This is a genomic window from Collinsella sp. TF12-2AT, from assembly GCF_003436735.1.
Lineage (GTDB): Bacteria > Actinomycetota > Coriobacteriia > Coriobacteriales > Coriobacteriaceae > Collinsella.
In genome coordinates this window covers 54,700-66,856 of record NZ_QSQK01000008.1, presented here as the reverse complement: position 1 = coordinate 66,856, position 12,157 = coordinate 54,700, and the positions used below count along the sequence as shown (strand labels likewise).

The window sequence follows — 12,157 nt, the reverse complement described above, 5'->3', positions numbered from 1 at the left end:
ACCTCCATAATACGACGCGGCTCGGCCGCGTAAAACTCAGTACGACCGTGCTTATACCCAGCGGCCCGCAAAGCAACCACTCGCGGGCGGCTCTTTTATATAATGGTGGGCACGCAAACGATTGGAGAGCGCATGCCCACGTCACAAAGCCAGAAAAAAGAAGCCATCGCTCAGGCGACCGAGCAGGAGCTCGCGTCGCTTGCAGATCGCGGTGTGCGTATCGCGGGCAACGCGTGCTCGCCGATTGTGCTGGTCAAAGGCGATTTGGATGAAGCCGAGTGCTCGGGCGGCGAGCTGGCCGCCGGCGCGGATGGCGCCGCGTTGCGCAAGGCGCTCGGTGCCATCGGATATGCCCCCGAGGATTTTTGTGTGCTGGCAAGCGTCGCCGGCGCGGGCGACGGAGCGGTCGCGGCGGGCGAGGCCCTGACGTGCGACCTGTTCCGCGAGGCGCTGGAGACCTTGGACCCCGAGGCGGTGCTGCTGCTGGACAACAGTGCGGCCGATGTCATGCGCGAGACCTATGCCGATATGCTTGTGGCAATTGATGACTTTGACACCGCCATGCTCAAGCCCGGCCTGGTCGCCCATGTGCAGGGGCGCCGCGTGCTGGCGCTCGACGGTTTTGAGGCGGCGCTCACCGACAAGGCCGCCAAGCAGCGCATGTGGGCCTACATTAAGCAGCTGACCCCGGCGGCTGCACCGCTGTAGCGAGGTTGGCGGCAGCCCCTACATCACGGCGCGCAGCTCAAACCGGTCGCCGTTAATGCGGAACTGGCAGTTGCCGTTCATGCGCTCGACGGCAAGCATAATGCTCTTGGTGCCAAAGCCGTGCCCAGTGTGCTGAGCCACGGGCATGCCGTCGACCATGTGCGGCGCACGGCCAAACGTGTTGGAAACCAGCAATAGAAGCTGACCGTCTTCGTAGCGAAGGTCCAGGTCGACAAACCGCTTGCCTTCGGGGGCGGCGCTCGCCGCGGCGATGGCATTGTCCAGGGCGTTCGATACCACACTGAATAGATCGACATCGCCCACGTGGACGGTTTCGGGCACGGCGGCGTGCAGGTCGGCGGTGATGCCGTGCGCGTTGATGTCCGCGGAAAGCGACGAGAGCGCAATGTTGACCGTTTCGTTGGCGCAGTAGCGGCGCACGGCGGTGCGGTCGTTGGTCTCGCAGAGCGCGTCGATGCGCTCGAGTGCCTCATCGGTGTGACCCTCTTCGATCAGGGCCGCTAGACCGCGCAGGTAGTGGCGCATGTCGTGACGGAGAACCGAGAGCTCGCGTCCGGACTGGCGCCAGGCTTCGAGCTCTTTGATGGCCGCGCTGTCGCGGGTCGCGAGCATCCAGCGCTCGCGCTCGGCGATTTCCTTTGCCTCGTATTCGCGAAGGTAGACGGCAAGAAACATAAGGTAGAACGCGCAGAGGGCGAACGCCAAAAACTCAACGGTTACTACCGAGCCCGAGTGGAAGAGCGTGGTATAGACGTTGGTGGCGTAGTCGAAGATGTAGTAGACGAGCGGCAGGATGAGCAGAATCTCCAACTCGGTGGGGCTTTTGGCCGCCAGGCGCGGACCGATGTCTCTGGCCCAATGCAGCAAGATCGCAAAGACGCCGAGCGTCGTGATGATGCGCGCCGCGTAATATGCGATTTGCGAATCGGTGGCAGCGAATGCGGCGATGCCCATCCAGTTGCTAAACTGGCAGCTCAGGTAGGCACTGGTAACGCCCAGGATGGCGAGCAGCGGACTCAGGCGATAGCGTACGCACAGGTAGACGACAAGCGGCAGATACACGACGAGTGGATAGGCCTGTCGGGCGAAAAGCTCGCCGCCGACGGCATTGGCGAGGCCGAATGCGCATCCGGTTACGGCGCCGACCCCCACCAGCTTCCACCGTATGCCGAAAACACCCGGACGATGCCGTGCAGATCGCTTCGCTCTGCTATAGTCTCCCAAATTCACGTTTTCTATTGGGATGGTGGTTAATATGGGCGACATACTCGAATCGTTCCTGCGCGTGGCGATGGTGGTGTTCATCGTCGGTCCGCTCACTGCATGGGTCGCCCGTCGCGGCGCGCGCGAGCGCAGTGAGGCGACGGACAGCCTCGATCGCTTCACGGTGCGCATGCCCGCTGCCATTCGCACGATCATCGCCTGCTGCGCCGTCGCGTTCGAACTGCTCATGCTGGGTGTCTACGTCTGGCAGGGCGTCTCGTTGGGCGAGTGGGACCACGAACTTGTGTGGTTCGGTCACGCCATGGCGCTCGCGGGCATGGCCATCTGGGCCCTGCTGAGCATCCCGCGCATCGACGTGGACGGTGAGCGAATTCTCTCGCGTAACGCCTTCGGCATCCGCAAGGAGACGACGTTTGGCAACATCACCCGTGCAACGCTTCACACGCAGATGATGAGGATCGACCTGTTCGAGGGCGACCGGAAGTTCTGCTCGATAAGCCTCGAGGGGGTGTGCTCGCTCAACCTCCTCGCCCGTCTGGAGGAAGAGGGCATCGAGGTCTCGGACGCTGTTGACGGCCCGATGACCAAGGCGGGTCTGTGTTGGTCTGCCATCAAGCCGTTGACGGTTGTTTTCAACGGTATGGCGCTCGTCTTCTCGCTCGTGATCGCCTTCATGGCTGTTTTCACCGACGCCGGTGCTCGTCTGCTCCTGCTCGTCCCATGCCTCTTCCTGTTCATAGGGGGACTCCTGCCTCTGCTCATGCTCAGCATGCCCGCCCGTGGTATCTACGAGATCGGCAGACAGGAGCGCGAACTCGGTTTCTCCTTCGCCGAGGAGATGGCGAGCCGAGGTGCCACGGGCACCTCGCTTGTCGACGACGATTGGTTCATCGAGATCAGCAACGCCCGCGTCGTGGCGTTCCGCCGCGATTATCTCAAGAAGGTCACGGCGCACGAGGATAGCGAGAGCGGCGACCGTTGCACGGTGACCACGAAAGGCGGTCGCAAAATCAAGGTGTACGCAGCGGGCAGCACGCTCGAGGACCTGCGCTCGTGGTTCAAACAGGGTGCCAAGGCCAGAAGCACGCTCGACCGTGCAGAGGACGTGCTCGAGACGACGTCTGATTGGGTTGTCTGACCTGTATCGTCTTTTCGGACACGCATGCTAGAGGCCCAATCCTTTAGAATGCATTCATCGACGACCGAGAGGACGGTATGCTATGTCCAACCCAGCCGCCAAGTACACCGACGAGTTCAGGCGCGAGACCGCCGACTACATCATCTCGACGGGCAGGCCGATAACGGAATGCTGCGCAGAACTGGGCCTGAATTCCAAGACCGTGAACAAGTGGGTGCAGAGCCGCCGGCGCGAGCTTGCCGGCGGGCCCGACCCCAAGGCCGAGGACCGCGAGCTTCGCGAGGCGAAAAGGCGCATACGCGAGCTCGAGATGGAGAACGCCTTCTTGAAAAAAGCCGCGGCCTTCTTCGCCAAAAGCCAGGCGTAGCCGCATGCTACCGGATGATGTTGGCGGAGAAGGCCGAATTCCCGGTGAAAATGATGGCCCGCGTGCTCGGCGTGAGCCGATCGGGCTTCTACTCGTGGCTCTCCAACGGCTGCCCGCGAGAAGACTGGTCGGCCGAGCGCGAGGCGGTCCGGCGCGTGTGGCTGGAGTCGGACCGCAGGTTCGGCTTCCGGTTCGTGAAATGCTTCCTGCCCGGCGAGTTCTCCGGATTGACCCTGTACAGGGTGCGCAAGCTGATGCGCGAGCTGGGAATACGCGGCTGCACGCCCAACGCCAGGAAGCGCACCACCATCCCCGACCCGAAGGCCAGGCCCCGGCCCGACCTGGTGCGCCGCGACTTCACCAGTCCCGTTCCAACCTACAAGCTCGTGGGCGACATCACCTACCTGCGCACCGGCGAGGGATGGCTGTACCTGTCGACGGTCATCGACCTCAACACCCGCATGGTGGTGGGCTGGTCGCTCTCCGAGCGCATGACCGCCGACATCGTGGTTTCGGCGCTGGCGTCGGCCAAATCGCGCGGCTACGTGGCCGACAACGCGATATTCCACGCCGACCGCGGCGCCCAGTACACCAGCAGGCTTCTGGCCGAATGGGCGCGCGACAACGACGTGCGGCTGTCCTGCAGCCGCACCGGCAACTGCCACGACAACGCGGTGGCCGAGTCGTTCCTCGCCACGCTGAAGAACGAGATGTACTACAGGCGCAGCTTCCCGACCAGGGATTCCGCCAAGCACGCGGTGGTCGAGTTCATCGAGGCGTACTACAACCGCCGAAGGCCCCGCTCGACGATCGGCTACAAGGTGCCGGCCGAGGCCATGGCGGCCTTCTTCGAGAGAACCGAGCCCAAGCCCGAGGCCATGCCTATGGCCGCTTGATTCCTCGAGCTTGCGTGTCCGAAATCTTGACACAGGTCAGAAGGCCTCGATGCCAGCGCTGCGCCGATATGGGGCAGCGGCCCCCCGTTGGCCGCCATGGCCCTGACTTCCGAGCGTATGCTGGCGCCGCTCGTCTTAAGACATCGACCTCCATCCGGAGCCTGCGGTTCTCGCGCTCGAGCTCCAGGATCCGGTTCTGCTCGGGCGTGCGGTTGTCCGCGGCGCGCGGCGAGCCGGTCTCGTTTATCGACTTGACCCGCCTCTCCACGGTGCTCTTGTCGAGGTCGCACTCGTCCATGGCCTCGCGCCTGGGCTTTCCGGCGTTGTGGAGATCGACTATCTTCCTCTTGAACTCGTCGGTGAAATGCCTCGGTCTGGGGCCGGTCGAGGCCGAGCCCCCGGTCCGGCTGGGGTAGCATGTCGCTGCGGACCATTGTCTTTCCTCTCGTTGAATATCTAGGCGCTGACGATTCTAGGCGATGGCCCTCTCTTGCTTCTTACACCTCGATTGTGCTCGCTACCCCCAGCGGGTCCGAATCGAGCGATTCGGGCCCGCTTTTGGGGTCTGCCGGAAGCCCGGTGGTCAAAAAAGGCCAAATATGAGTACTGTTACCAGTTTAGTGGCAGCCAAATGGCCTCCAAAATCGGTGCCAGCGGCCAAAAGCGCATCGATTTTCGTCCGTCAGAGTCACGATCGGGCTCCAAACAAGGCGATTTTGCTGATCTGGACCGGAAAATCGCTGCTACTAATTTGGTGACAGTACTCATATTTGGCCTTTTTTGACCACTGCCCCTTGGTCCAGGACAAAACGGGCTGCTCGAATCTTGGGGCGGATCCATTTTCGACTATCCTCAGCTTGCTAGTTCGAAAACGGACCCGCTCCAAGATTGAATCTTTATTCCAACTTTACACCTAGGTTTACAGCTGTCTTGTCAGCTGTAAACCTAGGTGTCATACTAAAGCCCCAAGATTCGCCAAAAGAGAGGGGCCTTGATGGCACAGAGCGCGAACATGGATGCGTCGGAGCTTGCACGCGACATTGCGGCCGGCCTGGCATCGGCAACGACGGCAACGGAGCGCGCGGCATTGGTGCCCGCAGAGCTCGTCGAGGCCATTCAGCAACTTAAAACCCAGCGCGACGCGGTGATCCTGGCGCACTATTACGTGGCGCCCGAGGTCCAGGCTGTGGCCGATTACGTCGGCGACAGCTTCTACCTGGCTAAGCTCGCCAAGAGCCTGCCGCAGCAGACCATCGTGCTGTGCGGCGTGGAGTTTATGGGCGAGAGCGCCAAGCTGCTCAACCCCACCAAGACCGTGCTGCTGCCCGAGCCGGGCGCGGACTGCCCCATGGCTCATATGGTCAAGCGCGAGACGGTCGACGCGGCGCGCGCCGAGTACGGCGACGACCTGGCCGTGGTCTGCTACGTCAACTCCACGGTCGAGATCAAGAGCTGGAGCGACGTGTGCGTCACCAGCTCCAACGCCGTCAAGATCGTGTCCGAGCTGCCGCAGCAGCATATCCTGTTCATTCCCGACCAAAACCTCGGCCGCTTCGTAGCCGAGCAGGTGCCGCAAAAGCACGTCATTCTCAACAACGGCTACTGCCCGCGCCATCACATCATCACCGTCGAGCAGATCGTCGACGCGACGGAGGCCCACCCCGACGCGCTCGTGCTGGCGCACCCCGAGTGCAAGGCCGACGTCCTGGCCGAGGCCGACTACATCGGCTCCACCGCCGGCATCATCAAGTATGCCGAGGAGTCCGACGCGAGCGAGTTCATTATCGTGACGGTTCGCGGCGTGCTCTACGAGCTCGAGCGCCGCTGCCAGGGCACCGGCAAGAAGTTCTACTTCCCCGCGGTGCAGCCCACCTGCGTCAACATGGACCTCATCACGCTCGAAAAGCTCGTGCGCTGCCTGGAGACGGGCGAGGGCGAGGTGCAGATCGGCGTCTCGGACGAGGCGGCAGACCAGGCCAAGCTCACGCTCGACCGCATGCTCGAGTACGCAGCACGCTAGAACAATGTGGCATGATGGACGGTTCCTTATGTCACATTCAAGGGAGAGGATTCCTGTGGAAACCAAGCAATACCCCGATATGGAGTGCGACGTCGTCATTGCCGGCTGCGGCGTGGCGGGCCTGTACGCGGCGCTCAACCTGCCGACGAGTACGCGCGTGATCATGCTCTCCAAGGGCGCGGTCGACGAGTGCGATTCGATGCTCGCGCAGGGCGGCATCTGCGTGCTGCCCGAGGGCTCGGACTACGATGCCTTCTTTGAGGACACCATGCACGCCGGCCATTACGAGAACCGCCGCGAGAGCGTCGACATCATGATCCGCTCGAGCCGCTCGGTCATCAACGACCTGCTAGCGATGGGCGTGGATTTTGAGCGCAAGGCCGATGGCGGCCTCGACTTTACCCGCGAGGGCGCGCACAGCCGTCCGCGCATTGCCTTCCATGCCGACATTACGGGCAAGGAGATTACGACCAAGCTGCTTCAGGCCGTCCGCAAGCTGGACAACGTGCAGATTCTCGAACACGTTGCCATGACCGACATCCTGACGGCCGAGCGCGATGGGGCCACGGTGTGCACTGGTGTCGTCGCTGTTGCCGTGGACGAGGACGATTCAGCTCGCCCCGCCGACGAGCTGGCAAATGCCGCTGAGGGCGTGCATGTCGGTAAGCCGTTTAAGATCCATGCCCGCCATACGCTGTGGGCGACGGGCGGCATCGGTGGCGTATACGACCATTCGACCAACTACCCGCAGCTCACGGGCGACGCCTGCTACATCGCGCAGGAGCACGGCATTAAGATGGAGCACCTGGACTACGTGCAGATCCATCCCACGGGCCTGTTCTCGCCGCAGCCAGGCCGTACGTTCCTGATCAGCGAGAGCTGCCGCGGTGAGGGCGCGATTCTGCTCAATGCCGCCGGCGAGCGTTTTACCGACGAGTTGCAGCCGCGCGACGTTGTCGCTGCCGCCATCCGCGAGCAGATGAAGCAGGACGGCACCGAGCACGAGTGGCTGAGCTTTGCCCCCGTCGAGCGCGACGTGGTGACTGGGCACTTTGCCAACATTCGCGCGCGCTGCCTTGAGGACGGCCGCGACATCTTGGACGAGCCCATCCCCGTTACGCCCACGCAGCACTACTTTATGGGCGGCGTATGGGTCGATAAGGACGGCCGCACTTCGATGCCCGAGCTCTACGCCGCGGGCGAGACGGCTTGCAACGGCGTTCACGGCAAGAATCGCCTTGCATCAAATAGTCTGCTCGAGGCGCTGGTCTGGGGTCGTCGCGCCGCGTGGTACATGCGCACCGGCGAGTCGCTGGCCGTGGAGCAGGCGGGCGAGCCCGCGCTCGATGGACGCCATCGCGCCCTGAGTTCCGATACCCTTGCAATCGATGATTTGGCCCGTGCCGCCGGCACGCAGGCCGCAGAGGAGTAGACCATGAATCCCATTACCATGAAGCTCGTCGTCGATGATCTGATTTTGCAGGCTCTGCGCGAGGACATTACGTTTGAGGACGTGAGCACGGCGAGCGTGTGCCCCACGGCGCGTCCCGCCACGGTGGAGCTTATCGCCAAGGCCGACGGCATCATCGCCGGCTTGGATGTGTTTGCCCGTACCTTTGAGCTGCTGGATTCGCAGAGCTCGGTGCTGCTCGACGTTGCCGATGGCGACGAGGTGCACGCCGGCGACCATGTGGGTCAGGTGCGCGGCGATGCGCGCGTGCTGCTTTCGGGTGAGCGCGTGGCGCTCAACTACCTGCAGCGCATGAGCGGCATCGCTACCTACACGCACAGCATGGCCGCGGCGCTCGAGGGAACCAAGACCGTGCTCGTCGACACGCGCAAGACCACGCCGGGCATGCGCGTGTTTGAGAAGGCGGCGGTTGAGATTGGCGGCGGCAGCAACCACCGCTACAACCTGTCGACGGCCGTCATGCTCAAGGACAACCATATCGATGCCGCCGGTGGCGTGACGCGCGCGATCGAGATGGCGCGCGCCCATGCGTCGTTTACCACGACAGTTGAGATTGAGTGCGAGAACCTGGACATGGTGCGCGAAGCCGTGGAGGCCGGTGCCGACATTATCATGCTCGACAACATGACCCATGACGACATGGCCGCCGCCATCGAGCTTATCGCCGGTCGCGCCAAGACCGAGTGCTCGGGCAACGTGGACGCCAGCAACATTCGCGCCCTGGCCGATCTGGGTGTCGACTATATTAGCTCGGGCGCCCTGACGCACTCTGCGCCGATCCTCGACCTCTCGCTTAAGCACCTGCGTCTGCTGGACGGTAAATAATGAACGCCCGCGAGCGTCGCCGTGCCATCATGGGCGTGCTCGAAGGAGCCAAGGAGCCCGTTTCGGGCAGCGCACTTGCCCGCGAGGTTGGCGTGAGCCGTCAGGTCGTGGTTCAGGATATTGCCCTGTTGCGTGCCGATGGGCACGATATCGTGGCGACCAACCGCGGCTACGTGCTGCAGGAGGCCCCCAGCAGCCCCGCCGTGCCCACGCGCTTGGTCAAGGTTCGCCACAGCGTGGAGCAGGCAGGCGATGAGCTCACGAGTATCGTCGACGCCGGTGGCGCCGTGCTCAACGTGATCGTCAATCACCGCGTGTACGGCAAGATCACGGCCGACCTGGACATCCGCAACCGCCGCGATGTCGAGCGCTACCTAGAGGGCATCGCCAGCGGCAAGAGCTTCCCGCTGCTGACGGTGACGAGCGGCTACCACTTCCATCGCATCGCGGCGGAAGACGAGCAGACCCTCGACGAGATCGAGGCCATACTCAAGGAGAAAGGCTACCTTGCCGATTTAATGCCCTACGAGGATGATTTGTCCTAACCCGATACTGTCTTTATAAGTTGCGGTGAAATAGTTCCTACAATCGGCACCTAAGCAATGAGCCAGGAACTATTCCACCGCAACTGCCAAGGTAGCCCCGTCCCCAATTAGCTGCCTGTACAAACAAAAGGAGGCCTCCGCGGCGATGCGGAAGCCTCCTTTTTTGTGCACGGTGTACTTTTGAGTGTGCAAGTGGGGGAGTTGTTACTCCTCGACGATCTCGGTGATCGCGCCAGCGGGGCAAGCGTCCTGGCAAGCGCCACAGGCGACGCAGGAGTCCTCGTCGGCGACGGTAGCGACGTCCTGGAGCTCCAGAACGCCAGCGGGGCAGGAGTCGACGCAAACGCCACAAGCGATGCACTCGTCGGCATCAATTACGGGATGAGCCATGGTAGTTTCCTCTCTGTTGACCGACGCTACAGGCGATGCGCGTCGGTTTGATTCGGGCAAAAACATACCACGGGAGCGACCGTTTGCAATACCCTCTGGCCGGCATCTTCATACCGTTCGCCGAGTATGCCAAGGTTTACTAAAAAACGCGCAGGTGGGGCCGTTGAGCTGCGCAAATGTTAGCTATAGGTGACTTGTAATATTGACCTATTGAGCGCGCCTGCGGAAAGGGCATCCCGTTATTTGGCCGAAAACCGGGTCGCAGTTTCCGGTTGGGCCCGCTAGCGGAAACTGCGACCCGGTATCAGCTCTCAAAACGGGATACGGTTTCCGGTTGAGCCTTCAGACGGAAACTGCGACCCGGAATCCACGCTCAAACCGGGATGCGCTTGCCGCAAGACGGCCCCCAGGCACCCCCGGACGCAAACCTCAGCCATCTCTACATAGATCTCAATAGATTTGCCGAGAACTCATTCAGCGCATCTACCTGCGCATTTAAGAACCTAAACTCTCAACAATAAGAAATCTTATATGAATTGACTTAGATTTTGTATATTCCGGCCCATAAGGGGATACACTACATCCTGAAAGACAAGCCGAAGCGCCGCGCGACAGATCGTCGAGGCGGCGCGAACGCAAAAGAGAGAGGGAATTTCTAATGGGCAAGATTCTTGGTATCGACCTTGGTACTACTAACTCCGCAATGGCCGTCCTCGAGGGCGGTTCTCCGACCATCATCGTGAACGCCGAGGGCGACCGCACCACCCCGTCCGTCGTGGGCTTCCGTGCCGACGGCGACCGCGTCGTGGGTAAGGCCGCTAAGAACCAGGCTGTCACCAACCCCAAGAACACCGTGTTCTCCATCAAGCGCTTCATGGGCCGCAAGTACTCCGAGTGCACCTCCGAGCTCAAGACCGTGCCGTATGAGGTCAAGGAGGGCCAGGGCGGCCGTGCCGTCGTCGACATCGAGGGCAAGGATTACACCGCCGAGCAGGTGAGCGCCATGGTGCTCGCAAAGATGAAGGCCGACGCTGAGAAGTACCTGGGCGAGACCGTCACCGACGCCGTCATCACCGTCCCGGCCTACTTCAACGACGCCCAGCGTCAGGCCACCAAGGACGCCGGTAAGATCGCCGGCCTCAACGTCAAGCGTATCGTCAACGAGCCGACCGCTGCTGCTCTGGCCTATGGCCTGGACAAGCAGGGCTCCGACCAGCGCATCCTGGTCTTCGACCTGGGCGGCGGCACCTTCGACGTCTCCATCCTCGACCTCGCTGACGGCGTGTTTGAGGTTCTGTCCACCTCGGGCGACAACCACCTGGGCGGCGACGACTGGGATCAGCGCGTCATCGACTGGATGGCCGATAAGTTCCAGCAGGAGAACGGTGTCGACCTGCGTCAGGACCCCATGGCCCTGCAGCGTCTGAAGGAGGCCGCCGAGAACGCCAAGAAGGAGCTCTCCGCAGCCCAGCAGTCCACCATCAACCTGCCGTTCATCACCATGAACCAGTCTGGCCCGCTGCACCTCAACTACACGCTGACCCGCGCCGAGTTCGAGAAGATCACCCGCGACCTGCTCGAGCGCTGCAAGCAGCCTGTCACCAACGCCCTGCGCGACGCCAAGCTTAAGCTCTCCGATCTGACCGAGGTCATCCTCGTCGGCGGCTCCACCCGTATGCCCGCCGTCCAGGATCTGGTCAAGACCATGACCGGCAAGCAGCCCAACATGTCCGTGAACCCCGACGAGGTCGTTGCCGACGGCGCTGCCGTCCAGGGCGGCGTGCTCACCGGCGACGTCGAGGGCATCCTGCTGCTCGACGTTACCCCGCTGTCGCTGGGCGTCGAGACCATGGGCGGCATCATGACCAAGATGATCGACCGCAACACCACGATCCCGACCTCCAAGACCGAGGTCTACTCCACCGCTGCCGACAACCAGACCAGCGTCGAGATCAACGTGCTCCAGGGCGAGCGCGAGCTTGCCCGCGATAACAAGTCGCTCGGTAAGTTCCAGCTGACCGGTATCCCGGCTGCCCGCCGCGGTGTGCCGCAGATCGAGGTCACCTTCGACATCGACGCCAACGGCATCGTCAAGGTCTCTGCTAAGGACAAGGGCACCGGCAAGGAGCAGCAGATCACCATTTCCGGCTCCACCGCGCTTTCCGACGACGAAGTCGATCGCATGGTCAAGGACGCCGAGGCTCATGCCGAGGAGGACAAGAAGCAGAAGGAAGAGGTCGAGGTCCGCAACCAGACCGACAGCCTGTGCTACTCCACCGAGCAGACCCTCAACGAGCTGGGCGACAAGGTTTCCGCCGATGTGAAGTCCAAGGCCGAGGCCGCTATCGCCGACGCCAAGAAGGCGCTCGAGGGCTCTGACGTCGAGGCCATCAAGGCCGCTGGCGAATCCCTGCAGTCCGTAGCCTACGAGCTGGCTCAGGTTGTCTACGCCGACGCTCAGCAGCAGACCGACGGCGCCGCCGGTGCCCAGCCTGCCGACGATGACGTTGTCGACGCCGACTACGAGGTTGTGGACGACGAGGACAAGTAAT

General features: G+C 62.4%; 10 protein-coding genes and 1 pseudogene. 9 read left to right on the top strand and 2 right to left on the bottom strand.

From position 1 onward, the window contains the following. Positions 1-132: 132 nt before the first annotated feature. The gene (locus tag DXD24_RS06645) at positions 133-708 is read left to right on the top strand and encodes a hypothetical protein (RefSeq protein ID WP_117564541.1); all 576 of its coding nucleotides are present in this window, start codon (positions 133-135) and stop codon (positions 706-708) included. Between the two features lie 18 nt (positions 709-726). Here DXD24_RS06645 and DXD24_RS06640 read toward each other — a convergent pair whose 3' ends face one another. Then, a complete protein-coding gene (locus DXD24_RS06640; protein WP_158548951.1) occupies positions 727-1,881 on the bottom strand; it encodes a sensor histidine kinase in 1,155 nt (384 codons plus the stop codon). 103 nt (positions 1,882-1,984) lie between these two features. Between DXD24_RS06640 and DXD24_RS06635 the strand changes: the two genes are divergently transcribed. The 7 genes and pseudogenes from DXD24_RS06635 (at position 1,985) to DXD24_RS06610 (ending at position 9,215) form a co-directional block, all read left to right on the top strand. Beyond that, entirely contained in the window at positions 1,985-3,091 is a 1,107-nt protein-coding gene (locus DXD24_RS06635; RefSeq protein WP_233502349.1) for a hypothetical protein, read from the top strand. 82 nt (positions 3,092-3,173) lie between these two features. Further along, a pseudogene (locus DXD24_RS10260) lies at positions 3,174-3,401 on the top strand (transposase); the annotation flags it as partial. Next, a complete protein-coding gene (locus DXD24_RS06630; RefSeq protein ID WP_158550166.1) occupies positions 3,302-4,354 on the top strand; it encodes an IS3 family transposase in 1,053 nt (350 codons plus the stop codon). The pseudogene DXD24_RS10260 and the gene DXD24_RS06630, both read left to right, overlap by 100 nt. Positions 4,355-5,348: 994 nt before the next feature. Further along, positions 5,349-6,374 carry a quinolinate synthase NadA gene (gene nadA, locus DXD24_RS06620; RefSeq protein ID WP_117583639.1) on the top strand — a complete coding sequence of 342 codons (1,026 nt, stop codon included), beginning with the start codon at positions 5,349-5,351 and terminating at the stop codon, positions 6,372-6,374. A 28-nt stretch (positions 6,375-6,402) separates the two neighbouring features. Then, positions 6,403-7,806, top strand: coding sequence for an FAD-binding protein (locus tag DXD24_RS10190; RefSeq protein WP_199407991.1), 1,404 nt, complete (start codon positions 6,403-6,405; stop codon positions 7,804-7,806). Between the two features lie 3 nt (positions 7,807-7,809). Further along, positions 7,810-8,670 (top strand): carboxylating nicotinate-nucleotide diphosphorylase, encoded by an 861-nt coding sequence (gene nadC, locus DXD24_RS10185; protein WP_117839956.1) that lies wholly within the window; start codon positions 7,810-7,812, stop codon positions 8,668-8,670. After that, a complete protein-coding gene (locus DXD24_RS06610; protein WP_117646419.1) occupies positions 8,670-9,215 on the top strand; it encodes a transcription repressor NadR in 546 nt (181 codons plus the stop codon). The genes nadC and DXD24_RS06610 overlap by 1 nt, the downstream gene beginning before the upstream one ends. A gap of 204 nt (positions 9,216-9,419) precedes the next feature. Here DXD24_RS06610 and DXD24_RS06605 read toward each other — a convergent pair whose 3' ends face one another. Continuing rightward, complete coding sequence (locus DXD24_RS06605) at positions 9,420-9,605, bottom strand: DUF362 domain-containing protein (protein ID WP_006235216.1); 186 nt, start codon at positions 9,603-9,605, stop codon at positions 9,420-9,422. 658 nt (positions 9,606-10,263) lie between these two features. On the opposite strand from DXD24_RS06605, the gene dnaK reads away from it, so the two are divergent. Beyond that, on the top strand, positions 10,264-12,156 hold the full coding sequence (gene dnaK, locus DXD24_RS06600) for a molecular chaperone DnaK (protein ID WP_117646418.1): 1,893 nt from the start codon (positions 10,264-10,266) through the stop codon (positions 12,154-12,156). Position 12,157 lies beyond the last annotated feature (1 nt).